At 48.9% G+C, this 20,966-nt stretch carries 34 protein-coding genes and 2 tRNA genes; 32 read left to right on the top strand and 4 right to left on the bottom strand.

Annotated features, from left to right (window positions below):
* The first annotated feature begins 89 nt into the window (after positions 1-89).
* The 6 genes from ACE418_RS01345 (at position 90) to rlmH (ending at position 4,174) form a co-directional block, all read left to right on the top strand.
* Positions 90-1,277 carry a pyridoxal phosphate-dependent aminotransferase gene (locus ACE418_RS01345; RefSeq protein WP_416448807.1) on the top strand — a complete coding sequence of 396 codons (1,188 nt, stop codon included), beginning with the start codon at positions 90-92 and terminating at the stop codon, positions 1,275-1,277.
* Positions 1,278-1,352: 75 nt separating this feature from the next.
* Positions 1,353-1,429: transfer RNA gene (locus ACE418_RS01340), tRNA-Ile, on the top strand.
* A 56-nt stretch (positions 1,430-1,485) separates the two neighbouring features.
* A tRNA-Ile gene (locus ACE418_RS01335) sits at positions 1,486-1,562 on the top strand.
* A gap of 64 nt (positions 1,563-1,626) precedes the next feature.
* Positions 1,627-2,565: an MBL fold metallo-hydrolase gene (locus ACE418_RS01330; RefSeq protein WP_416448806.1), complete on the top strand. Its 939-nt coding sequence runs from the start codon at positions 1,627-1,629 to the stop codon at positions 2,563-2,565.
* Positions 2,562-3,695, top strand: a complete 1,134-nt coding sequence (locus ACE418_RS01325; protein ID WP_416448804.1) for a S1C family serine protease — start codon at positions 2,562-2,564, stop codon at positions 3,693-3,695. Before ACE418_RS01330 ends, ACE418_RS01325 begins: the two co-directional genes overlap by 4 nt.
* Positions 3,695-4,174 (top strand): 23S rRNA (pseudouridine(1915)-N(3))-methyltransferase RlmH, encoded by a 480-nt coding sequence (gene rlmH / locus ACE418_RS01320; protein ID WP_416448803.1) that lies wholly within the window; start codon positions 3,695-3,697, stop codon positions 4,172-4,174. The genes ACE418_RS01325 and rlmH overlap by 1 nt, the downstream gene beginning before the upstream one ends.
* A gap of 386 nt (positions 4,175-4,560) precedes the next feature.
* Here rlmH and ACE418_RS01315 read toward each other — a convergent pair whose 3' ends face one another.
* The 4 genes from ACE418_RS01315 to ACE418_RS01300 all read right to left on the bottom strand — a co-directional run bounded on the left by ACE418_RS01315 (position 4,561) and on the right by ACE418_RS01300 (position 8,030).
* Positions 4,561-5,637 carry a tyrosine-type recombinase/integrase gene (locus ACE418_RS01315; RefSeq protein WP_416448802.1) on the bottom strand — a complete coding sequence of 359 codons (1,077 nt, stop codon included), beginning with the start codon at positions 5,635-5,637 and terminating at the stop codon, positions 4,561-4,563.
* A gap of 120 nt (positions 5,638-5,757) precedes the next feature.
* Positions 5,758-6,411 carry a 3'-5' exonuclease family protein gene (locus ACE418_RS01310; protein WP_416448801.1) on the bottom strand — a complete coding sequence of 218 codons (654 nt, stop codon included), beginning with the start codon at positions 6,409-6,411 and terminating at the stop codon, positions 5,758-5,760.
* Between the two features lie 219 nt (positions 6,412-6,630).
* Positions 6,631-7,626: an exonuclease domain-containing protein gene (locus tag ACE418_RS01305; RefSeq protein ID WP_416448800.1), complete on the bottom strand. Its 996-nt coding sequence runs from the start codon at positions 7,624-7,626 to the stop codon at positions 6,631-6,633.
* Positions 7,627-7,676: 50 nt separating this feature from the next.
* On the bottom strand, positions 7,677-8,030 hold the full coding sequence (locus ACE418_RS01300; protein ID WP_416448799.1) for a helix-turn-helix domain-containing protein: 354 nt from the start codon (positions 8,028-8,030) through the stop codon (positions 7,677-7,679).
* Between the two features lie 127 nt (positions 8,031-8,157).
* Between ACE418_RS01300 and ACE418_RS01295 the strand changes: the two genes are divergently transcribed.
* From ACE418_RS01295 to ACE418_RS01170, 26 genes are all read left to right on the top strand, one after another.
* Entirely contained in the window at positions 8,158-8,367 is a 210-nt protein-coding gene (locus tag ACE418_RS01295; RefSeq protein WP_416448798.1) for a helix-turn-helix transcriptional regulator, read from the top strand.
* Between the two features lie 41 nt (positions 8,368-8,408).
* Positions 8,409-8,672, top strand: coding sequence for a hypothetical protein (locus ACE418_RS01290; RefSeq protein ID WP_416448797.1), 264 nt, complete (start codon positions 8,409-8,411; stop codon positions 8,670-8,672).
* A 16-nt stretch (positions 8,673-8,688) separates the two neighbouring features.
* Positions 8,689-8,925, top strand: coding sequence for a hypothetical protein (locus ACE418_RS01285; RefSeq protein ID WP_416448796.1), 237 nt, complete (start codon positions 8,689-8,691; stop codon positions 8,923-8,925).
* A gap of 4 nt (positions 8,926-8,929) precedes the next feature.
* The gene (locus ACE418_RS01280; protein ID WP_416448795.1) at positions 8,930-9,193 is read left to right on the top strand and encodes a hypothetical protein; all 264 of its coding nucleotides are present in this window, start codon (positions 8,930-8,932) and stop codon (positions 9,191-9,193) included.
* A gap of 37 nt (positions 9,194-9,230) precedes the next feature.
* Complete coding sequence (locus ACE418_RS01275) at positions 9,231-9,728, top strand: helix-turn-helix domain-containing protein (RefSeq protein ID WP_416448794.1); 498 nt, start codon at positions 9,231-9,233, stop codon at positions 9,726-9,728.
* Between the two features lie 65 nt (positions 9,729-9,793).
* Positions 9,794-9,964 carry a hypothetical protein gene (locus ACE418_RS01270; RefSeq protein ID WP_416448793.1) on the top strand — a complete coding sequence of 57 codons (171 nt, stop codon included), beginning with the start codon at positions 9,794-9,796 and terminating at the stop codon, positions 9,962-9,964.
* 14 nt (positions 9,965-9,978) lie between these two features.
* Positions 9,979-10,242, top strand: a complete 264-nt coding sequence (locus tag ACE418_RS01265) for a hypothetical protein (protein ID WP_370836175.1) — start codon at positions 9,979-9,981, stop codon at positions 10,240-10,242.
* Positions 10,243-10,253: 11 nt separating this feature from the next.
* Entirely contained in the window at positions 10,254-10,589 is a 336-nt protein-coding gene (locus ACE418_RS01260) for a LysM peptidoglycan-binding domain-containing protein (RefSeq protein ID WP_416448792.1), read from the top strand.
* Between the two features lie 11 nt (positions 10,590-10,600).
* Positions 10,601-10,837, top strand: a complete 237-nt coding sequence (locus ACE418_RS01255; RefSeq protein ID WP_416448791.1) for a hypothetical protein — start codon at positions 10,601-10,603, stop codon at positions 10,835-10,837.
* Positions 10,838-10,950: 113 nt separating this feature from the next.
* Positions 10,951-11,379: a hypothetical protein gene (locus ACE418_RS01250; RefSeq protein WP_416448790.1), complete on the top strand. Its 429-nt coding sequence runs from the start codon at positions 10,951-10,953 to the stop codon at positions 11,377-11,379.
* A 1-nt stretch (position 11,380) separates the two neighbouring features.
* A complete protein-coding gene (locus tag ACE418_RS01245) occupies positions 11,381-11,977 on the top strand; it encodes a hypothetical protein (protein ID WP_416448788.1) in 597 nt (198 codons plus the stop codon).
* Positions 11,974-12,255 carry a hypothetical protein gene (locus ACE418_RS01240; RefSeq protein WP_416448787.1) on the top strand — a complete coding sequence of 94 codons (282 nt, stop codon included), beginning with the start codon at positions 11,974-11,976 and terminating at the stop codon, positions 12,253-12,255. The genes ACE418_RS01245 and ACE418_RS01240 overlap by 4 nt, the downstream gene beginning before the upstream one ends.
* A 5-nt stretch (positions 12,256-12,260) precedes the next feature.
* On the top strand, positions 12,261-12,530 hold the full coding sequence (locus ACE418_RS01235) for a DUF1653 domain-containing protein (RefSeq protein WP_416448786.1): 270 nt from the start codon (positions 12,261-12,263) through the stop codon (positions 12,528-12,530).
* The gene (locus tag ACE418_RS01230) at positions 12,508-13,422 is read left to right on the top strand and encodes a DNA cytosine methyltransferase (RefSeq protein WP_416448784.1); all 915 of its coding nucleotides are present in this window, start codon (positions 12,508-12,510) and stop codon (positions 13,420-13,422) included. The genes ACE418_RS01235 and ACE418_RS01230 overlap by 23 nt, the downstream gene beginning before the upstream one ends.
* A 225-nt stretch (positions 13,423-13,647) precedes the next feature.
* Positions 13,648-14,037, top strand: a complete 390-nt coding sequence (locus ACE418_RS01225; RefSeq protein WP_416448783.1) for a hypothetical protein — start codon at positions 13,648-13,650, stop codon at positions 14,035-14,037.
* Between the two features lie 9 nt (positions 14,038-14,046).
* Positions 14,047-14,214: a hypothetical protein gene (locus ACE418_RS01220; protein ID WP_416448782.1), complete on the top strand. Its 168-nt coding sequence runs from the start codon at positions 14,047-14,049 to the stop codon at positions 14,212-14,214.
* A gap of 210 nt (positions 14,215-14,424) precedes the next feature.
* Positions 14,425-14,700 carry a hypothetical protein gene (locus ACE418_RS01215; protein ID WP_416448781.1) on the top strand — a complete coding sequence of 92 codons (276 nt, stop codon included), beginning with the start codon at positions 14,425-14,427 and terminating at the stop codon, positions 14,698-14,700.
* 349 nt (positions 14,701-15,049) lie between these two features.
* Entirely contained in the window at positions 15,050-15,232 is a 183-nt protein-coding gene (locus ACE418_RS01210; RefSeq protein WP_416448780.1) for a hypothetical protein, read from the top strand.
* Between the two features lie 15 nt (positions 15,233-15,247).
* Positions 15,248-15,667, top strand: coding sequence for a DUF4406 domain-containing protein (locus ACE418_RS01205; RefSeq protein WP_416448779.1), 420 nt, complete (start codon positions 15,248-15,250; stop codon positions 15,665-15,667).
* 389 nt (positions 15,668-16,056) lie between these two features.
* Entirely contained in the window at positions 16,057-16,818 is a 762-nt protein-coding gene (locus ACE418_RS01200) for a rolling circle replication-associated protein (protein ID WP_416448778.1), read from the top strand.
* Entirely contained in the window at positions 16,815-17,222 is a 408-nt protein-coding gene (locus ACE418_RS01195) for a RusA family crossover junction endodeoxyribonuclease (protein WP_416448776.1), read from the top strand. The genes ACE418_RS01200 and ACE418_RS01195 overlap by 4 nt, the downstream gene beginning before the upstream one ends.
* Positions 17,191-17,709 (top strand): hypothetical protein, encoded by a 519-nt coding sequence (locus tag ACE418_RS01190; RefSeq protein WP_416448775.1) that lies wholly within the window; start codon positions 17,191-17,193, stop codon positions 17,707-17,709. Before ACE418_RS01195 ends, ACE418_RS01190 begins: the two co-directional genes overlap by 32 nt.
* Before the next feature lie 15 nt (positions 17,710-17,724).
* Positions 17,725-18,186: a hypothetical protein gene (locus ACE418_RS01185; RefSeq protein ID WP_416448774.1), complete on the top strand. Its 462-nt coding sequence runs from the start codon at positions 17,725-17,727 to the stop codon at positions 18,184-18,186.
* Positions 18,187-18,467: 281 nt separating this feature from the next.
* Complete coding sequence (locus ACE418_RS01180) at positions 18,468-18,785, top strand: HNH endonuclease signature motif containing protein (RefSeq protein WP_370836150.1); 318 nt, start codon at positions 18,468-18,470, stop codon at positions 18,783-18,785.
* Between the two features lie 153 nt (positions 18,786-18,938).
* Positions 18,939-19,301 (top strand): hypothetical protein, encoded by a 363-nt coding sequence (locus ACE418_RS01175; RefSeq protein WP_416448772.1) that lies wholly within the window; start codon positions 18,939-18,941, stop codon positions 19,299-19,301.
* Positions 19,298-20,965: a terminase large subunit gene (locus ACE418_RS01170; protein WP_416448771.1), complete on the top strand. Its 1,668-nt coding sequence runs from the start codon at positions 19,298-19,300 to the stop codon at positions 20,963-20,965. The genes ACE418_RS01175 and ACE418_RS01170 overlap by 4 nt, the downstream gene beginning before the upstream one ends.
* Position 20,966: the final 1 nt, after the last annotated feature.

The raw sequence follows: 20,966 nt of genomic DNA, 5'->3' as shown, positions 1-20,966 counted from the left end.
TATCTATTATAGCATAGGCTGTTTTCCTTTTCCTATTGGTGTTATAATAATAACAAACTAATCAATATATATTAAAAGGAGTTGTTATTATGGCATCAAAAGAAATGTATGCCCTGGGGTCCCAGGCTTCGGTCATCCGTGACCTCTTCGCGTATGGCCAGGAACAGGCCGCCATTGTCGGCAAGGAAAATGTCTTCGATTTCAGTATCGGCAATCCGACTGTACCGGCTCCGGCCTGTGTCAAAGAAGCGATTGAAGATATCTTGGAAACGCGGGAATCCGTAGCCATCCACGGCTATACGGCAGCTGCCGGCGATACGGCCGTCCGCCAGGGTCTGGCCGATTTCATGAACAAGACCTATGATGCCCAGGTGCGGGCTGACAATTTCTACATGACCTGCGGGGCTGCGGCTTCGCTGACGATCAGCCTCAAAGCCCTCGTCGAAGGCCCGGATGACGAAATCATCCTCATTGCGCCGTTTTTCCCGGAATATACGGTCTTTGTCCACAACGCCAACGCAAAAACCGTCGTCCTGCCGCCGGATACGGACCATTTCCAGATTTCTCTGGATGCCCTGGAAAAGGCCATCACGCCGCATACGCGGGCAGTCATCATCAATTCGCCCAATAACCCGTCCGGCGTCGTCTATTCGGCCGATACCTATGAAAAACTGGCGGCCCTGCTGACGCGGAAGTCCCAGGAAATCGGCCATCCTATCTACATCATTTCGGATGAACCGTACCGGGAAATCATTTACGACGGCCTTCCCATCCTCTATGTCCCGAAATTCTATAAAGACACGATCATCTGCTATTCGTACAGTAAATCCCTGAGCCTGCCGGGCGAACGTATCGGCTACGTCCTGGTCCCGGACTGCGCTGCTGATGCCAAAGACGTCTATACGGCAGTCTGCGGCGCCGGCCGTTCCATGGGCTTTGTCTGCGCGCCTCATCTCTTCCAGGACGTCGTCCTCCGATGCTTGGGCCAGACCGGCGATATGAACATTTACGATGAAAACCGCAAGCTCTTATATAATGGCCTGAAGGAAATGGGCTATGACTGCGTCTATCCGAGCGGCGCTTTCTATCTTTTCGTCAAATCGCCGGAAGCCGATGCCAAGGCTTTTTCGGATAAGGCCAAGAAGCTGAACCTGCTCATCGTCCCGGCCGACAGTTTCGGCTGCCCCGGTTATGTCCGCGTATCGTACTGCGTCGACCCGGATATGATCAAGCGGTCCTTTGCGGCCTTTAAGAAGCTGATGGAACAGTATAAGTAAAAAGATGTAAGAAATTGGAAAAAATTCCTTGACACGTCCTATATCTGTGGTATACTAAACGAGTCGTTAGGAAATGGGCCTATAGCTCAGCTGGTTAGAGCGCACGCCTGATAAGCGTGAGGTCGGTGGTTCGAGTCCACCTAGGCCCACCAATTTTTCACTTGACAATTTTCTGCGATATTGTTATACTAAGCAAGTCCCATGACATGGGCCTATAGCTCAGCTGGTTAGAGCGCACGCCTGATAAGCGTGAGGTCGGTGGTTCGAGTCCACCTAGGCCCACCACACAGACCATCGTTTGGATTATTCCGGAACGATGGTTTTTTTTTCAACAGAAGGAGGGAAGACCATGACGGAAAGTGAAAGGCAGCTCCAGGAGATGGCCCTGTCGATCCAGGCAGCCCGGCAGCAGGCCGGGTGCAGGGCTGCCGTCACGGCACCAGCGGCAGGGGCTGATACGATTCCCAATCTCGGCGGTGAAGCCCGGGCAGGAGACTGCCTGGTCAGTATGCTGGCCAGCGGCAGCAAAGGCAATGCCGCCTATATCCGTTGTGGGAAGACGAATATCCTCATCGATGCCGGCATCAGCTGCCGCCGCATCGAGCAGGGACTGAAGCGTTACGGCTGCGCCCTGGGCGACCTCGATGGCGTCTTCATCACGCATGAACATTCGGACCACGTCAACGGCCTGGCGACGCTCTTAAAGCGGACGGATATGCCCGTCTATACGACAGCTGAGACCTGGCAGGCCCTGGGACGGAAAGTGGAAGGCTTCCAGGACCGCTTCGTCCGCCTGACGCGCCGCGTCGGCCTGAAAGACATCCAGGTCATCCCCTTTGCCATATCCCACGATGCGGCCCGGCCTGTCGGCTATACGGTCTGCCATGGTACGTCGAAGATCACCTTGGCGACGGATTTGGGCTGCGTCAGCCCTGACGTCGCCGCGGCAGCCGCTTATGCGGACATCCTCATTTTAGAAGCCAACCACGACGAAGGCATGGTCCGCAATGGCCCCTATCCCTATCCGCTTCAGCAGCGGATCCTCAGCCGCTGGGGCCACTTATCCAATAAGACGGCAGCTGCTTTTTTAGCCGGCCTGCCGTCAAAGGGCGTCATGCGGGTCCTCCTGGCCCACCGCAGTGAAAAGAACAATACGCCGTCCCTGGCGCTGCATACGATGCGCACGGTCTTGTCCCAGGCCGGCCGGGTCATCGGCCAGGATATTCTATTACGATTGGCCTGCCAGAAGGGCAGCGTCCGCTTCCAGGAAGGGAGTCATGAAGTATGATGCAACGTAAACATGTCATTACGGCGGCAGCCGCCGTCGTCCTCATCGCCGTCGGTGTCTTCGGCGGCTTTAAGATCCACGATGCCTTTTTTACGCCCAGCGGTACGTATAATGGGACGGTGAACCAGCTCCAGGAACCGTCGAAATCGGATTCCATCTCCGATGCCCGCAATACGGCCGTCGTCCAGGCTGCCAAGAAAGTCAGCCCGGCTGTCGTCGGCATTACGACCAAAGTCTATAACCGCGATATGTTCAACCGCAAAGTCCTGGTCGGTGAAGGTGTCGGCTCTGGTGTCATCTTCGACAAGGCCGGCTATATCGTCACTAATAACCACGTCGTCGGCACGGCCAAGACGGTCATCGTCTCTTTAGCCGATGGCCAGAGTACGGAAGGGACTGTCGTCGGCCGCGATGAAAAGACGGACCTGGCCGTCGTCAAGATTAAGATGGACAACCTGCCCGTCGCTGAATTCGGTGACAGCGATTCCCTCCAGGTCGGCGAACCGGCCATCGCTATCGGCAACCCGCTGGGCCTGGAATTCCAGGGCACGGTCACAGTCGGCGTCATCAGTTCCCTCAACCGGACCATCGGGGCTGAAGGTCAGAGCATGAAGCTCATCCAGACCGATGCGGCCATCAATCCGGGCAATTCCGGCGGTGCCCTCGTCGATGCCGACGGCAAGGTCATCGGCATCAACAGTGCCAAGATTTCCAAGGAAGGCGTCGAAGGCCTGGGCTTTGCTATTCCCATCAATGCAGCCCGTCCGATTTTACAGGACCTCATCAAGAACGGCAAGGTCGTCCGTCCGTACCTCGGCTTATACGGCCTGGACCAGCAGATGGCAGCCCGCTTCGGCATGAAACTGAATGTCGCCGGGATTTACGTCTATAAAGTCGCTGCCGGCGGTCCTCTCGACCAGGCAGGCCTCAAACACGGCGACGTCATCCTGAAACTGGATGGCACCGATGTCAAGGACTTCAGCGCTCTCCAGAGCGTCATGGATAAGCACAACGTCGGCGATTCGGTCAGCCTGGACTATACGCGCAATGGCTCGGATCACGAAGTCACCGTCGTCCTTCAGGAAAGCCCGCAGAACGATTCGTCCGACCAGGAAGACGGGGCCAACTGATGAAGTACCACGTCATTACTATCGGCAAGATCAAAGAGAAATACCTCACGGCCGGTATCGATGAGTTCTTGAAGCGCCTGCGCCCGTACGGCCAGGTCGAGCTGACGGTCCTTCCGGAAGAGAAGATGCCCGACAACCCGTCGCCGGCCCAGAAGGCCCAGGTCCTCGATAAAGAAGGGGAGAAGATGCTGCGCCACGTCCGCCAGGGCTCGTATCTCTTCGCCCTGGACGTGCAGGGCAAGCTCGTGTCCTCCGAAGACCTGGCGGCGTCCTTTGCCAAACTGGCCCTATACGGCTGCAGTGAAATCTCCTTCATCATCGGCGGCCCCTTCGGCCTGAGCGACCTCGTCCGCCGCAAAGCCGACAGCTGCATCTCCTTTGGCCGCATCACCCTGACCCATCAGATGATACGCCTCCTCTTGTTAGAACAAATCTACCGCGCCATCAAAATCGACCGGCACGAACCGTATCATTTGTAGGCGAAAACAGGGACCACCCACGAACCTTTCGGTTATTATGGGTGGTCCCTGTTGTTTTATAGTTTGTAGGGGTCGCCGCGTGGGCGACCCGTTGGATTTGGATGATTATTCTAGCAAACTGGGCGGTAAATCGTATATATTTCTAGAACGGGCTCGCCACGTGCGAGCCCCTACAACTAAAAGGCTTGTCGCACGTGCGACAAGCCTTTTTTCATTCTGGTGGACCATCAGGGGCTCGAACCCTGGACACCCTGATTAAGAGTCTTCAATTTTGATTGGCAGGAATGGCTTATTTACGCTATTTTCAGCCAATGGGCATGGATGGAAAGACGCTGTAGAGCGCAGTAAAACGGAGTAAAACTGTAGGCGCGGGGTCAAGATGGGGGTCAGATGAGGTCACGGAGTTTGTCGACGACGCTGCTTTCCATGGCCGGCGTGATGTGGCTGTACGTGTCCATGGTCTGGGCAAAGGTGGCATGGCCAAGGCGATATTGGATGACTTTGAAGTGGACGCCGGCTTTGACCAGGAGCGTCGCATGAGTATGACGCAGGGTGTGGAAAGAGAAAGCTTCCGGCATGCCAGCTTTGCGTCCGTAGGCTTTCGTGCGACGGGAAATATATTTCGGATCATACGGACGTCCATCGGGCCGGGCAAAAAGTAAATTATTATTTTCGTAGTGCACGGCAGCCATGCGCTCTTTAAAAATGATTTTTTCCTGGTTCCGGATGACTTGCAGCGTCTGATCATCAACAGAGATAGTCCGATGAGATGACTTGTTTTTCGTTGTCTGACTGATTACGACTTTTCCGCCGACGTTTAAAACAGTCTGATTGACAGTGAGCGTTTTATTTTTTACGTCGATATCATTGATGCGGAGACCCAGGAGCTCGGACCGGCGCAGTCCCGTATATAAGGCGACCCAGTACAGATTGTGGTGCTTATAATTCGGGACGGCTGCCAGGAAGCGGGTGGCCTCGTCTTTAGTCAATGCCAGGACCTTGTCATGAGTCACAGCCGGAAGCTTTACCCCACGTAGGGGATACGTCGGGATGATGCCGTCATTGACCGCCTGGCGCAGTCCGATACGGACAACGGCTATAGCGTATTGGACCGTGCGATTGCTGTAGCCCTGGGAAAGCAGGGAGGCAATCAAGTCGCGGAACATGTGCGGTTGTAGCTCAATCAATTTGACTTTGGCCAGCGTCGGCAACACATACCGGCGCAACTGGAAGACGTAGGAATCAAACGTATCCTCTGCCAGCGTCGCTCTGGCGCCGTGAAGCCATACGGACAGCCATTGGCCAAGAGTTACGTTGTAATCGACGTTAGGAGCGGAATGGAGCGCATTTTTAAATTGGTCGCGCCGCTGTTCCGCTTCTTTGATGGTCCGGCCGTAAAAATAACGCCGTTTACCGCCTATCGTAGCGGAAACCTTATAGCGGCCATCTGGTCGTTTTTTCAACTGTCATCACCACCTATCTTTTGCAGATCTTTTGAATAAGGGCCGAATTTCGCAAGATAAATCATTTTCGGCCGTGTCTTGTGACTATCTAAGGGTGATATTTTTGACACCCTTAAATAACTAATGCAAGAATAACTTTTTTAGATGGCCTGGACGTTTTTGTTGTATGATTTCGAGAATTTCATAAATTACATCAAGCGTTTGTTGGACATTACGCGCATCGGGATAACTGTGTATATCTAAATGCTCTGCGACGCTATCTAAACTGTGCGATTTCCAACTATCATGATATTCCCAGAAATAATCACACAAATCAATTTCTTTCATTTCAGGGATTGCGATATGATTTCGTTCTAATGTTCTAATTAAGGCTTTCATGTGGGCATCCGCAAAGTAAGTAACAACATTTTTATTGATGAAATACGGGCTTAAATCATTCCAGACGGCAGGAAACGCTGGAGAATTAGCTACATCATCCAACGTAAGACCGTGATAGTTAGAAAATGAGAAAGTCTTTGTTTTGGGATTGACCAGGCGGATAATATCTTTATATTTTCCGTCTTCTATGTATCGGATAGCTATTTCGCAGGTACTACCGTAGCTTTTATTGGCCCGTTGGATATTCAGGATAGTAGCTTGATAGGGAAAGTTCGTTTCATGCCACTCATCGTCCAGCAGTTCGATGATGCGCCGCTTTTTAGGAGCCTTCGGGCGTTGTTCTTTCGTCTTAGTATTTGGGTCACTCGAAAAGATTTTTTTTAAAAAGCCAAACACAATATCACCTCTTGAGGAAAATCTAATTGCAAGCTAGCAGTCATTAAAATACCGTATTTTTGCTATCAAATCCCGAAACAGGTATCAAAAACGGCTATTTTTGTGATTTCATTATGAATTTTGACTGATAAAAGTCGGATTCTACGTTTTGCCAGCGTCAGCAAAACGTAGAATCTGTCAAGTATATAAAATGGGATGAAATGGGCAGGAATGGAGTTTTTAATTGAAAAAATCTTCAATTAGATCGTAGAATGTGGATTCGCTCAATATCTTCAAGTCTTGACCATCTAGTATCATTTTTTCCGCTTTTTTCATTTTAGAACTTTTACCATCTTTAACTAGAGGGTTATCATCAAGACCGCCGATTATAAGGAAATTGGTTTTCTTGGTGACATTATTATCGCAGAAGCCGCCGATGTTACAAACGATTTGCGCAGCATCTTTACGGACGAATCGCTGTAATTTTCCAGTAAACACACAATGTTTGCCATACAGTGGATTAGATGGTTCGTTTAACGTTACGTCGCCAGTGAGTGTAGATAAATCAAAGTTCTTGTAATGATGATGATGCTCTAAATCAATGTTATTCTCTTGAATATAGTCCAAGAGCTTGAAAAGAACCGCATGAGTGATTTGACAATCGTTTAGGGCCCTGTGCTGGATTCCGTCAATGGAGAAGTATTTTTTTAAATCCTTTAAACGGTGATGCGGCAGATCAGGTAAGGCGATGCGGGATAAACGCATGGTGTCCAGAAAATCGTTCTTGAATTCACAACCTAAACATCCTAGGAAATTATCATACAGGAAATTAATATCGAAATTAACATTGTGGCCAACAATAACAGAATCGCCTAAGTAGTCGTACAAATCCTTTGCGATATCCTTAAACTTAGGAGCATTAGCCAGCATGTCATCAGAGATTCCAGTTAATTCAGTAATGAAGTCATCTACATAATGAATGGAATCATCTTCGTCATCCTCATAAGGCGTAGGCTGTACATATGAGTGGAAAGTATCTATTTTTTCAGAGCCGGCATAACGAATACAGGCCACTTCGATAATTTCATCGAACCGAGGATTGTATCCAGTAGTTTCTAAATCCAATACGATATAATTGTCTGGCAACGACAAAAGAGAAGAACCCTTATGGCGCGTATACTTTTTCCCATCTTCATGAGATGAAGTCATTGAAAGCGTTATTGCATCTTTATTCATGGATATACTAAACATATTACCACCTCATTTATTTTTAAAGTCCACAATAATCAAATTGCCTCGTCGCTCTTAACCTTTGGAGCGATGGCATCATATTGAATATCTAAAATAGCTAGTACGGATTGCTTTCCAGTAGGGGGTAAGCAGCGAAATTTTTTAATCATCATTTCCTCTTCAGGAGTACATTTGAAATAGCTATTATTGACGGGCGATGTACCATAGAGTGTATCAAGATTTACATTAAAAAAATCTGCAAACATTTCTAATACTTCAAAACTTGGTTTTCGTTTTCCATTTTCATACATGCTAATAGAACTTTTGGCTAATTCCAGCTTTTTTGCAAGTTCTTCTTGAGTTAAGCCCCGCTCTTTGCGCAGTTCTCGCAATCGTTGTGAAAAATCCACGACTATCACACTCCCTTTTTTACATATTATCACGCTACGTGAAAAGATACAATGAAAAGTTCACATTAAGTGTTTACAAGTTTGACAAAACGTGGTACACTTTAAGTGAACAAAGGAGGTGTACAATATGGTAAGCAAAGAAAAAATTGGCCAACGCCTTACTGCATTACGCAATCAAGCTAGAAAGACACAACAGGAAGTTGCAGAGGCAAACGGCACTTCCGTGTCAGCTATTGCGATGTATGAAGCTGGGAAACGCATTCCAAGAGACGAAGTGAAAGTATCGTTAGCAAATTATTTTCATCGCTCTGTCGAAGAAATTTTTTTTACCCCGTGAGTACACTTTAAGTGACCTTAATAAAAAGAAGAGATGAAAACATGACAAGCAAGGAAAAAGAAATTTTAAAGACCCGGTTCCAGCAACGCTGGGCCGAAGCCATTACCAAACAGGAATGGGCTAAGACCGGGAAACATGGATGGACCCGAGAAAGGGCCATCGAAGAAGCGGCCGTCGCCCGCGGCTATATGTACGCTATCGGCGACGCCCTGGAAGCATCCATGAAGCAGAGTAAATCAAATGAAATCGTCCGTAGCTGGGCGGACGAAGTAGAAGAAAACAAAGGCGTAGCGCTGGAACTGTAAGAAAGAAGGGTAAGCCATGAATAAGAAGGAAAAGGAATTTTTAGAAAATAACTTGTATTTCAACTATTTAAGGCGTCTGCGCACACAGGCGGACATGAAGAACGACAAGAGCAAGCAGGCTCGGATCATGGCCCAAGTCGCGGAATTTGCCGCCGAAGAAATGGAAGTAATTTGCAGGCACTTGATTCCAGGCCTGGACGTTGAAAGCGTCAAAAAAAGAGCTAAGGAAACATTTGAATTAGAGAAAGGATAAAAACATGCAAGAAATAGAACCGATAAAAATATCTGTTGAATGGAAAAAAGAAGAACTTGACTTCCAACGGAAATTACGAACTCTCAGAGCTTTTGAAGAAGCCTTACGAGTGGCTGACAAACACTTTTACTTGAGATTGGTAAACAATGAAACGGTAGAGGTTATCGACCTGGCGAGTGGATCCACACGGCAAGTCAATATTGCCTGCGATAACGCAGCGGCGATGATGTATGACATCTTTCGCCAGGCCGGCGACTGGATTTTGTAAGGCTACTTATATTGTAGCCGAAGGGAGGCGTTACACCATGACAAAGCGGTTCGGGATTGAAATCAAAAAAGCCCGCAAAGATGCGGGAATGACGCAAGAGCGGGCAGCGGAAGCGCTGAACGTGTCCGTAAGGACATACGCGAAATATGAAAGTGGCGAAATCCTGCCAGGTGACGACATGGTCGCCGGCATGATGCAGGTTTTTGAAAATCCGTGCCTCGGCTATGCGTATTTGTCGAAAGAATCGGCAGTCGGGCGGATGATCCTGCCGAAAATAGGAAAACTGCCAGGCGTTGCGGCCGGGGCCATGCAGTATCATGTAGCCCTGGCCGATGCGAACAGCGACTGCATCCGGCTCGAACGCATCTGCTGTGATGACAAAATCACCATGGCCGAAGAAAGGGACCTAAGTCCCATTGTAGAGAAAATATTTGATTTAGCCGGCAAAGGCTTGACAATCTATCTGACGTGCCCGAAACGGACACAAAAAAAGAACCGCTCGGCGGCAACCGAACGGCTCTCATACGGGAAGTGAACAAAAAATAAGTCTACAGATATTGTAGCACGAAGCGAAGAAAGCCGCAATAGAGAGGAAACCACATGGGAAATCAAATAAATGACGGGCCGTGGGCCGAAATGAAGCAAATCAATGAAAAAGCGGAGCGAATCAATAAAAAAGCGGAGCGAATCAATAAAAAAGCGGAGCGAATCACCGCGATTAACGTCTTAATCCTCGTTTTGAATATCGCAATATTCATGATGGGGAAGTAAAAAGGGGCGATAGTATGGAAAAGAAGCTGGAACCGATGAAATTAAGCGACCAACTGACATGGAACCGCAAGGAATTGGCGGAAGTCACCGGGCGCAGTAAAGAAGTCGTCGACCAATGGATCTATGAAGGGGCGCCATGTTGCCGGGAAGGGCATACGTACGTCTTTGAGCGTACGAGCATGATTGCCTGGCTTCGCGCACGGGCCGTGAACCGGACGGGGATGATTCGAAAAACGGAAGTCTATGACGACATCTTCCCAGGAATCGAATTGGCATAGGAGGGAACAGTATGAAAACGATGAAAATATATGACCATCAACCGGATGTAAAGCGGACGTCGAAAAAAGGGAAAGTGGCCCACCTGGCCATGACGATTTTGCTTGCCTTTGGCATCGGCGTATATGCCGGCACGGGCATCGGAAATATCGGCCAGGGGCCGACAGTGGCCGCCGATGAAGCGGACGTACACGTCGTAGAAGACGGTGAAACGCTGTGGGACATTGCCCGCAGCGTCGCCGATGCACGCGGCCAGGACATCCGCGAAACCATTTATGAAATTAAAATTAACAACGGATTGCAGGAAGACGATAACCTGCAACCAGGTCAACGAATTATTATCCGATAGGAGGGATTGGGATGAAGACAATCAGTAAGGATGCACTGAGGAACATGCTCAGGCGGAAAGAAGGTTGGGTGTTGGTGCCGGACGGCGTGAAAGATTTGCTGACAGACGTCGTCTATAAACAACTGGCAAACGGTACATGGAGAAACGGAAACCCGGAAACCATTTTTATAGCTAACGGCTACTATTGCGTACGCTATCAAAATGGCATGTGGTGGCACTATGATCTGATTCATAAAACGTGGTTTTAAGGGGTGGAAAAATGGAAGAGCTGGAAAGAAAATGCATGATTTGCGGTCATGTCTTTACCCTGGACTTACGAGGGAGAAAAAAGAAAACGTGCTCAGCTTGTAGGGAACGGATATTGCAAGAGCATGACAAATATGAAGCGGCCTTTAACCGAGGAGAGAAGCCGGCGCCCGATTTCTGTATCGTCTGTGGCAAGCAGATAGACAATCCGCGCACACGGAAATATACGTGCAGCCAGACATGCCGGCGTGAAATGGTCAACGTCGTATGCAACCGATGGCAACGGAAGAAGCGGAAAATCATAAAGCTCAAGCGGATGCAGGAAAAAGCAAGGGAAAAAGAAGAAAAAGCAAAAGATGCCGAATTTGCCAAAGAAATCAAAAAACAGTTCCGAAAAGGTCATCGACCGCCGAAACCGAAAACTTATACTCCGGAAGTGAAAGAATTAAGCCGTATGGGGAAGTGCATCGAAGAAGCCAGGAGGGCGGGCTTATCATACGGGCAATATATGGCCCGGAAAATGAGCATGAGGCACGGTGATTAGGATGTTCAATCGACAAAAAGAAAAAGAACGTGCATTGATTGCTGGGGATGCGTCTGCGGAAGCGGTAGCGGCACTGTTTTTCATGGCCCTACATGATGAGTTTCGTTTCGGTAAAGTCCGCGTGGAGAAAATCTTCCGGCTATGGAACGATTTACCGTATAGCGCGGCATATGAAGCACCGGTATCCCGTAACGGGTATAACCGGGGCCGTATGGACCGAAATTTCATAAAAAAAATAATGGTTGTCATAGGCGCAGACAAGATTGACAACAAGCGGCTGCGCAATACCCTCTATCAGGTACTGACGGAAACGGTAATCAATATGCTGTATGTCCTGGAAACCAATTATGGCTTTAGGGCGGATGAAGTGCATCGGCTGGAAAAGCGCCTTTATGACTACGCAGACATTATGTTAGACACTGAGGCCTATGGTGTGACCATCTGGCAGTTCATGGCCTGCATCCGCTACGAGCTCAACGTACGCTGTGACATGCTGAAGGAGTATGAAAAACAATATGGCCGGGTTGACCTTGGACCGAAATGGGGCATCAACATGATAACCGGCAAGCCTCGAAAGAAAAATGAGGCGATAGCATGAAGTTTGGACGGTTTGAGGCAGCATTAGCGTATACAGAAGGAGCTACAGAGCACAATGAATTTTATTTTAAAAATGGCTACGGAGCCAGTGTCATCCGAGGGCCTTTTAGCTACGGCGGTTGGGATGGGCTGTTTGAATTGGCCGTACTCCGGAAACGTCGGGGATACTGGGATATCACGTATGATACCCAAGTATCAAACAACGTGCTGGGATGGCTGACGGCAGAGGAAGTCACGGAAAAGCTGACAGAAATTAGTAGCTGGAAGAAAAGGAGATAGAAATAATGAACGATGAACAGTTTTACAAACGCCACATTCCCAACCCAGGCGAAAAATGGCAATACTTCAATGGGAACATTTATAAAATTATCTGCATTGCAGAGGATTCAGAACGCGTGGACCCAGTTATTGTGTATCAAGGGATTCATGATTTTGCTTACTGGGTATTGCCGTTGGGCAAATTCATGAGTGCGGTTGACCATGAACAGCATCCGGATGTAACACAAGAATATTGTTTTGAAAAGGTGGCTGATGGTATTGCTAAAAATCCTTGAGTTGTTTGGTGGAATTGGCAGCCCAAGAGTCGCATTGCGTAATTTAGGTATCCCAGTAAAGGCAATCGACTATGTCGAAATTGATGAAAAGGCTGTCAGATCATACAATGCGATGTTCGCAAAAGAGTTGCCGTATAGGACGCAGGACGTTCGCGGATGGAACTTGAAGCCAGATATCTTGATCCATGGAAGCCCTTGCCAAGATTTTTCCATTGCAGGCCATCAAAAGGGCGCAGATCCAGGGAGCGGGACCCAGTCATCACTCATGTGGGAAACGCTGAACATCGTAAAAAACATGGGGCTGTGGCGCCCTCGGATAATTATCTGGGAAAACGTGAAAAATGTGCGGTCAAAATACATGGTGCATAACCATGAGCAGTATATGTCTGAACTGAAAAAACTGGGATATACAAGCAACTTTAGCATGTTAGATGCTAGAGAATTTGGAATACCACAGGCCAGACAGCGGATATTTACTATATCGGTGTTGGGCGGTCAAGATTTTGACTTTGATGTGCTTAAACGGAAGCCCATGAACCCAATTGCTGATTACCTGGAGAACGGCCCAGTAGACGATTTTTATACCGTCAAAGCACCCAGTATGTTGCGGGCAATCGGGAAAACGGGGACTGTACGCCGTCTGCCGATTATCAAAAATTATTGCTATACCATTACGGAGCGTCCAGACAGAGCACCAGGGAGTGGCTGCCTGCCCATAGGCAACGGGAAGTATAGATATTTAACCGAGCGTGAATGTTGGAGACTCCAGGGATACAGTGACACTGACTTTGAAGCGGCAGCAGCCGTCAATTCACGGAGGGCGTTATACAAACAGGCAGGTAATTCTATACCAGTGCCGATTTTTGAAAGTATTTTTGAAGCAATGCTGTAGAAAGGATGATGTAAATGCGATGGGTAGATGTGAATGAGCAGTTACCGATTCCCCAGCGCCGCGTGCTGGTAGCGATGCACGCCGGCACGGAATGGGAATTTAAAGCTGTCGGTGTATATTGCCATGATCATTGGATTGTAGACGGGGAAACCCGTCTCATCCCGATGGGCGAGGTAGATTATTGGGCGCCGATAGCCTCGACGCCGAAACGATAGGAGAGATAATATGGGAATCACCGATGAAGAAATGAAAAACGCTTTGAACACAATTATTAAAGGCTGTGAGCAGCAGGAAGATTGCATGCGCTGTCCCATCGAATGGCAGTGTAATCGTATGGTAGCCGATCAGACACGGCCCAATGGCGTAGGACAAGTGCCGAAAGTGCCAAAGGCTGGTGAAAAATACTATTATGCAGATTCGTTAGGGGTGGCAATAGAAAAAACGATGGGCTACGACTTGCTGGATAAAATCAACACGTCCACCCGCAACTATTTCCCGACAATTTGGCAAGCGAAACAGTATGCAGAGGAAATGAAAGGGATGTGGACGATAATCTTTGAAATAATACATCGTGAGTATCTCAGGATGAAGCAGAAACAACGGGATGATAAATGAGGTGGACAGATGGAAAAATGGTACAAGCCGGGTCCGGTGCGTATCTCTTACACTAAGCCGAATCCACGGCCAAAGAAGCCGAAACGGGACTGGGAAAAATACAGTGACATAATGGCCTACCAGGCTAAGACTGTCGAAAAGATCCGCAAGCGGCTGGAACACGCAAAACGAAAATAGGTGGCATGAATGAAGCGTTGTTATTATTGCCATAAAAAATTAACCGGGCGGATACAATACGTTGTCACTCCGTCCGGCAATTTAGCGCCTGTCTGTGCCGACGACCGGGAGTGCAAGCCCAGAGGCATCACCTGCCATGGGCAGAAACCAAAGGCAAAGAAGCAGCCACGGACACGGGCGTTGAAGCGGAATCAATAAGGAGAACAAAACGTGAAATTTGGAGACTTTGAACCCGTATTAGCTTATACGCAAGGGGCTACGGAACACAATGAATTTCATTTCAAAAATGGTTACGGGGCCAGTGTCATACGCGGCCCATTTAGCTACGGCGGCTGGGATAGATTGTTTGAGTTGGCCGTATTGAAAAAACATAAAAAAGATTGGGAGGTTACGTATGAAACACCCATTACAGACGACGTCCTGGGCTGGCTGACGGCCGATGATGTTGCAATATTACTGAAGAAAATAAGCACATTAAAGAGGTGATGGAAGCATGGTGGAGGACTTCGGGGATTTTGAGCCGGAATATATCAGACTGACAGAGGATAAGCGGGAAATATATGACTTCCGTTTTTTTAATGGGCATGGCGCCTGCGTTATGCGGACTTTTTGGCTAAGAAGCGAACTTGACAGTATAGGCCGAGAGCAGTGGCTATACATTGTTTTTCTGACTAAAAAGAAGGAAGGATACTGGCTGTTAGATAATGATCAACAACTCAACGATGAAATTATGAACGGATTCGGCAGGTTGTTAGAGCCGAAAGACGTTGAAGCAGTCCTGAAAAGAATAAGCAGCCTGCCAGATTACGAGGCACCAAAGAGAGGAGGGAACCCATTGGATATTAGTATGAACCGGATACGGCGGGACATTGACCGGGCCTGTGAAGCAGGGCGGCAATACACGATTATCCCGCAGACAGGCGACCATCATGTCGACGCGGCTATTTGCACGACGATGGAAGCGGAAGGATACAAAGTGGCCCGGAATCAAAATAAGATCTTAATCAGTTGGTATTAAAAGGAGTTGAAGCAAATGTTAATGGTTTATGTAAGTCATCCGTGGGGCGGGAAAAAAGGAAATGAAATCAACGCCGATGAAGAGACAATAAAATTGCAATTAGATTATGAAGACGTCGTCTTCGTGTCGCCCATCCATGCGATACGGACCGGCGGCTATAATAAAGTCGACTATGTGGACGGCCTGGCGTATGCCATCGAATTGATGCGGCGATGCGATATAGTCTATGTCGCACCGGGCTGGCGGGAAAGCACAGGATGCCGGGCCGAAGTAGAGGAAGCACGAAGGAAAAACATACCGATTGTGACCAATCGTCAACAATTAGAAGAGCAGCTGGAACGGACGTGTGAATTGACGTCTAAAATGTATTATCAGCCAGTGCAGCGGCAATACGTTTGGAATTTGCTCGAAGAAATAGAGGGATACCATGCATAGTATACGCAAAACATTGATAACATTAATCGCTATATCTATTACGACATGGGTACTGGTCGGAGTAGGCATTTGGTTGCTGATATGGTAAAGGACAACACGGACTGTACAATCTGTGGCGCAGAGTTCCATAGTTGTATATATTGTCAGAGAGTCCAGGGAAATGTCTGCCAGGAACATTGCTTAACCTGCCGGCACTTTGAAAAATATTCGGGGTGCTGGCACTGCACATACAAAAAAGACGACGAAGAGACAGCCAAATAGGCAAGGTCTCTTTTCGCCTTATATATGTATTATATAAAAAATAAGAGGCAGCGGCCTCTTAGGGGCTAGTAGTAGGCGTTATATTTAGTTCCATTTGTCTAAAAAAGCAGCGGAAAGAGGTGAATGATGTGGGATTCGTACGCAATGTGAAATATTTCTGTGGAAAAGAATATGTAGAAATGGACCTGTTCGAGATGGCCGACATGCGGGAACGAGGTCGGAAGATGCGGGGCAAGAAAATCAATTTGTCATCTGCTGACCAGGTACGCCGAAATCGAAACCGGGCGGCTCGGACTTTTTTGCAGAAAGTGCATACGAATTTCACAGCTAACGACATTTACCTCACGCTGACCTATGATTTGATGCATCGGCCGGCAGACACGAAGGCTGCTAAACTGGACTTTCATAATTTCATACGCCGGATAAACCGCCGCCGGAAAAAACTCGGTCTGAAACCCGTGCAATACATGGGGACCATCGAACGAAAGGGCGAAAATTATCATTTTCACATGATTATCAGCGGCGGCCTGGACCGGGACGAATTAGAAAATATTTGGGGCAAAGGATTGAGCAACGCCAGCCGTCTGCGCATCCACGACCAGGAATTGATGCAGAAGTTGTGCAAGTACATCCTGAAAGAAGCCCGCGACAAAGAAAAGTACGAAAATACCTACATCTGTTCGCGGAATTTAAAGAACCCGGTTGTCAAGAAAAACGACTGGGCCTTTAGTCACAAGAAACTGAACGAACTGGCAGGGATGACAGACTGCCGGGAAATCTGGGAAGCTATGTATCCCAAGTATGAATTTATCGAAGCCATGTCAACCTATAATGACATGACGGGTTGGCATGTGACTGTCAAAATGAGGAAGAAAGAAGGGAGTGCATGAATCCACTCAAGATAGTGATTCCCGGGCCGCTGCCAGGACTCAACGAGTATGTCAAAGCGAACCGGGCCAATCCACACACGGGGAGCCGGATGAGCCGGGCGGCTCACGAAATCTGCAAGACCGGCATGATTAAATACAACGGCCGTCACATCAAGCGGGGGCGGTTTATTTTCTCGTGGTATGAAAAGAATCAGCGCCGGGACAAAGACAACATTGCCTTTGCAAAGAAATTTATCCTCGATGCCCTGCAAGAAATGAAGATCCTGAAAAATGACGGCTGGGCAGAGGTGGCCGGCTTCGAGGACCGCTTTTATGTAGACAAGCATAATCCACGAGTTGAAGTGGAAATTTACGAAGAAGGGAATGAAGACGATGAAGCAGAACAGACGGGTACGAAAGATTAAAGTCGACAAGCAGGGGAAAATATCCATTGACTGGGAAGTTAGGCCCGAAGGGCTATCAACATGGGACGAATATCACATGAAATGTTCAGACCCGGCACGGCCAGAATTTTATAACGCCCTGGTAAATTTGCGCCAGGATGTATTGACCTTGCTGGAATATCCCAAGACATGGCTGGACGATATTCTTGTCAAAGGCGTATCATTCAGCTACAGCGATGACGGCATCAAAGGCGCCGTCATCTCGGGACAGCGGACGTTGCAATATTCGGCGTCGCCGGCAAATTTTAACACGCCGCATAAACCGTATGAGATGTACAACGAGAACGCCATAGACGAAGACGGAATCATCGTCATGCCCGAAGAAATCCAGGAGCGATTAGACGTGCTGGACGATGAAGCCAACAAATATATTGACGGCGACCGGGCACAAATGGAACTGAAATTTGAAGATGTGAGAAAAACAGATCAACAAGATAAACCAGCATAGAAAGGGTGAAGTGATGTGACAGCAGAAGAGTATTTGAAGCAGTATGCAGTGATGCGGGCGGAAGTGGAACAGAAAGAGCGTCTGATCCGGACGATGGGGCGGGAAATATTCGGCGGGCCATCGGACCGGATAACGTCAGTCATGGCGGGGAGTATGGGCCGGTCCAGTCAGGGGAACTACTGGGACCCGAAGAGCCTGCAAAAATTCAAAAACGAACTGGACAAGCAGGAAGACCGGGTCAGGGATATGCGCAATTTCATGATGCGGATTATCAACCAGATTGACGGCCTGGACGACGGCAAAGACCGGGCGCTGCTAAACGGCTACTATGTCCAAGGCATGACATGGGGAGAGCTGGCCCGGCAAATGAACTATGCCGATGTATACGTCCGGGGATACTTGAAAGCTGTCGCACTCAATCACTTCGACAAAAAATATCACGAATTTCTTGTCACTTATCAACATGTTACAAAATAATACACCTTGACGTGATATACTGTAATCAGTCAAAGAGGGGATGATGGGGCCCAGATAGGAAGCGGCGGTCCCACATCCCACACACTTGACAATTCGGGTGATTTCACCTTCTCATGCCTCAAAGGTAAAGCACACAAGGAAAGAGCGTCCTGCAAAGGGCGCTCTTTTACTATGCCGGAAAAGGAGGGGCCGGAGAAAACGGGGGTACCTGGAAAAAACAGGGGGTGCCTCGGAAAAACAGGGGATGCCTGAAACACAAAAAGAGAAAGGAAGTCGACGTCATGGCCCGTGACTTTGCCAAGGCTTTTTACAACTCACAGCGATGGCGCACGTGTGCCAAGGCATACGCAGCATCGAAGCTCTATATCTGTGAGCGATGCCACAACAAGTTTGTCCGGCATGACGGAAAACGGCAGCGGTGGATTGTACACCATAAGATACCGTTGACGCCGGACAACATCAACGACCCACGCATCGCCTACGGGTGGGACAACCTACAGTTCTTATGCATTGAGTGTCACAACCAGTTGCACAGCAAGCACCACGCAGGACGACGATGTCAGTTCGATGCCGACGGAAACCTTTTATATTTTAAGTAAGGAAGCTTTGACACCCCCCACCTTTAAGCCGCCACTTAAAGCTGGATGACGCCGGGGGCGGGCTTTTCTTTAATACAAGCCTCGCGCCCGAGGGGGGTGTAGTCCATATATACGCGTAAGAAGATTTAGCAAAAAGAGGAGAGGAGGGATGACATGGCAAAACTTCAACCGAAAACGATACTGAATCGGCGAATTAAAGAATTGAAAGAGATTTTTTCTGCCGTCGATTCGGACAAAATGAAAGTCATCGAACCGTCGCTGATCCAGGCGGCCAAGATGGAATTGTACATCGTCGACCTGGCACGTCAGCTTGATGAAGCAGGCTTTGTAGAGACCTATCAAAACGGAGAAAACCAGACCGGGAAGAAAGAGTCGACCGAGTCCAGGGCCTATAGCACGATGGTCAAAAATTACAATGCCGTCATCCGAACTCTTCTTAGTTGCTTGCCAGAAAGCGAACAGAAAGGCGCAGAAGACGAAATGCTGGCCTTCCTGAAATCGCGGACGCGTAAATGAACTACATCGAAAGCTACTACGGCGCCATCGAAAGCGGTACGGTCGTTACATCGGAAAAGATTCGACGGACTTACAAGCACCTGGTGGCCAAGATGCACGACCCGGACAGCGCGTATGTATATGACGACGACAAAGCCAACTTTGCCATTGATTTCATCCAGACCTTTTGCAAACACAGCAAAGGCAAATGGGGCGGAAAGCCCTTAGTCCTGGAGCTGTGGCAGAAGGCGGCGACGGCGGCTCTCTTCGGCTTCGTCGATAAGCGGACCGGATTGCGGGAATACCGGCAGATGGTTCTTATCGTAGCCCGTAAGAATGGCAAATCCACCTGGGCCGCCGGCATGGCCTTGTACCTGCTGGTCGCCGACGGTGAAGCGGGGCCGGAAATCTATAGTGCCGCTACAAAAAGAGACCAGGCAAAAATCATCTGGACCGAAGTGCGGCGGATGATAAAGAAATCGCCGGCACTCAACAAACACATCAAATGCCTGGTGGGAAGTATCCGTTGTATGTTCAATGATGGCGTGTTTGAACCGCTGGGGTCTGACAGTGACAAGCTGGACGGCCTGAATGTTCATGGCGCCCTTATCGACGAACTACACGCCATCAAGGACAAGAACATCTATGACGTCCTCATCGACGGCATGACAGCCAGAGAACAGCCGGTATGCATCATTACAACGACAGCCGGCACCGTCCGGGACAACATTTTCGACTTGAAATACGATGAATGTGCCCGGATCGTGGCAGGCTATGGCGACCCGGAAGGGTATCACGACGAAACCATCCTGCCCCTGGTCTATGAACTGGACAAGCGGGAAGAATGGACAGACCCGGCCGCCTGGGCAAAAGCAAACCCGGCCCTGGGAAGCGTCAAAGATAAAGAGCAGCTGGCCCATAAGGTCTATCAGGCGCAGCATAATCCGCTGCTGGTCAAGAACCTGCTCTGCAAAGACTTCAATGTCCGCGAAACAGCGACAGAAGCGTTCTTAACGTTTGAGCAGCTGAACAACGAGGCCACCTTTGACCTGGATGCCCTGCATCCGCGGTATGCCATCGGCGGCGTCGACCTGTCAGCGACGACCGACTTGACGTGCGCGACGGTCCTATTCAAAGTGCCGGGAGACGACGTTAATTTCTATGTCCATCAATGCTACTGGATACCGGAAGACCTGCTGGAAAAGCGGGTACGTGAAGACCGGGTCCCCTACGACATATGGAAAAAGCGCGGCTTTGTCCGTACCAGCCCAGGGAACAGCATTGATTACCGGCTTATCGTCCAGTGGTTTGAAGAGATGCAGAAAGAGCATGACATTTATCTGTACAAAGTCGGCTATGATGCCTGGTCAGCCAAGTATTTTGTCCAGAACATGGAAGAAATATTCGGCGAGCCGGTCATGGAAGCGGTCATCCAGGGGAAGAAAACGTTGAGCGGACCGATGAAGAGCCTGGCCGCTGAATTGGATGCCAAACACATTATTTACAACAACAACCCGGTACTCAAATGGTGCATGGCCAACACGTCCGTAGACGTGGACCGCAACGGCAACATCCAGCCGTGTAAGCTCCAAAACGCCAAACAGCGTATTGACGGCATGGCGTCCCTGCTGGATGCCTATGTCGTCTATGAGCGCAACCGGGAAGAATACGACAACCTGCGATAGG

Source organism: Megasphaera jansseni (assembly GCF_047974155.1).
Taxonomy (GTDB): Bacteria; Bacillota; Negativicutes; order Veillonellales; family Megasphaeraceae; genus Megasphaera.
The sequence above is the reverse complement of the archived record's forward strand: the minus strand, read 5'-3'. Positions and strand labels throughout refer to the sequence as shown.

Bases quoted from the DNA above. Each gene is read 5' to 3' on its own strand.
- ACE418_RS01245 (WP_416448788.1), top strand. From the start codon at position 11,381: ATGTTCAATCGACAAAAAGAAAAAGAACGTGCATTGATTGCTGGGGAT.
- ACE418_RS01195 (WP_416448776.1), top strand. From the start codon at position 16,815: ATGAATCCACTCAAGATAGTGATTCCCGGGCCGCTGCCAGGACTCAAC.
- ACE418_RS01180 (WP_370836150.1), top strand. From the start codon at position 18,468: ATGGCCCGTGACTTTGCCAAGGCTTTTTACAACTCACAGCGATGGCGC.
- ACE418_RS01270 (WP_416448793.1), top strand. From the start codon at position 9,794: ATGGGAAATCAAATAAATGACGGGCCGTGGGCCGAAATGAAGCAAATC.
- rlmH (WP_416448803.1), top strand. From the start codon at position 3,695: ATGAAGTACCACGTCATTACTATCGGCAAGATCAAAGAGAAATACCTC.
- ACE418_RS01205 (WP_416448779.1), top strand. From the start codon at position 15,248: ATGTTAATGGTTTATGTAAGTCATCCGTGGGGCGGGAAAAAAGGAAAT.
- ACE418_RS01295 (WP_416448798.1), top strand. From the start codon at position 8,158: ATGGTAAGCAAAGAAAAAATTGGCCAACGCCTTACTGCATTACGCAAT.
- ACE418_RS01275 (WP_416448794.1), top strand. From the start codon at position 9,231: ATGACAAAGCGGTTCGGGATTGAAATCAAAAAAGCCCGCAAAGATGCG.
- ACE418_RS01290 (WP_416448797.1), top strand. From the start codon at position 8,409: ATGACAAGCAAGGAAAAAGAAATTTTAAAGACCCGGTTCCAGCAACGC.
- ACE418_RS01220 (WP_416448782.1), top strand. From the start codon at position 14,047: ATGGAAAAATGGTACAAGCCGGGTCCGGTGCGTATCTCTTACACTAAG.
- ACE418_RS01265 (WP_370836175.1), top strand. From the start codon at position 9,979: ATGGAAAAGAAGCTGGAACCGATGAAATTAAGCGACCAACTGACATGG.
- ACE418_RS01190 (WP_416448775.1), top strand. From the start codon at position 17,191: ATGAAGCAGAACAGACGGGTACGAAAGATTAAAGTCGACAAGCAGGGG.
- ACE418_RS01235 (WP_416448786.1), top strand. From the start codon at position 12,261: ATGAACGATGAACAGTTTTACAAACGCCACATTCCCAACCCAGGCGAA.
- ACE418_RS01255 (WP_416448791.1), top strand. From the start codon at position 10,601: ATGAAGACAATCAGTAAGGATGCACTGAGGAACATGCTCAGGCGGAAA.
- ACE418_RS01330 (WP_416448806.1), top strand. From the start codon at position 1,627: ATGACGGAAAGTGAAAGGCAGCTCCAGGAGATGGCCCTGTCGATCCAG.
- ACE418_RS01225 (WP_416448783.1), top strand. From the start codon at position 13,648: ATGGGAATCACCGATGAAGAAATGAAAAACGCTTTGAACACAATTATT.
- ACE418_RS01285 (WP_416448796.1), top strand. From the start codon at position 8,689: ATGAATAAGAAGGAAAAGGAATTTTTAGAAAATAACTTGTATTTCAAC.
- ACE418_RS01260 (WP_416448792.1), top strand. From the start codon at position 10,254: ATGAAAACGATGAAAATATATGACCATCAACCGGATGTAAAGCGGACG.
- ACE418_RS01345 (WP_416448807.1), top strand. From the start codon at position 90: ATGGCATCAAAAGAAATGTATGCCCTGGGGTCCCAGGCTTCGGTCATC.
- ACE418_RS01175 (WP_416448772.1), top strand. From the start codon at position 18,939: ATGGCAAAACTTCAACCGAAAACGATACTGAATCGGCGAATTAAAGAA.
- ACE418_RS01305 (WP_416448800.1), bottom strand. From the start codon at position 7,626: ATGAATAAAGATGCAATAACGCTTTCAATGACTTCATCTCATGAAGAT.
- ACE418_RS01170 (WP_416448771.1), top strand. From the start codon at position 19,298: ATGAACTACATCGAAAGCTACTACGGCGCCATCGAAAGCGGTACGGTC.
- ACE418_RS01230 (WP_416448784.1), top strand. From the start codon at position 12,508: ATGGTATTGCTAAAAATCCTTGAGTTGTTTGGTGGAATTGGCAGCCCA.
- ACE418_RS01240 (WP_416448787.1), top strand. From the start codon at position 11,974: ATGAAGTTTGGACGGTTTGAGGCAGCATTAGCGTATACAGAAGGAGCT.
- ACE418_RS01280 (WP_416448795.1), top strand. From the start codon at position 8,930: ATGCAAGAAATAGAACCGATAAAAATATCTGTTGAATGGAAAAAAGAA.
- ACE418_RS01325 (WP_416448804.1), top strand. From the start codon at position 2,562: ATGATGCAACGTAAACATGTCATTACGGCGGCAGCCGCCGTCGTCCTC.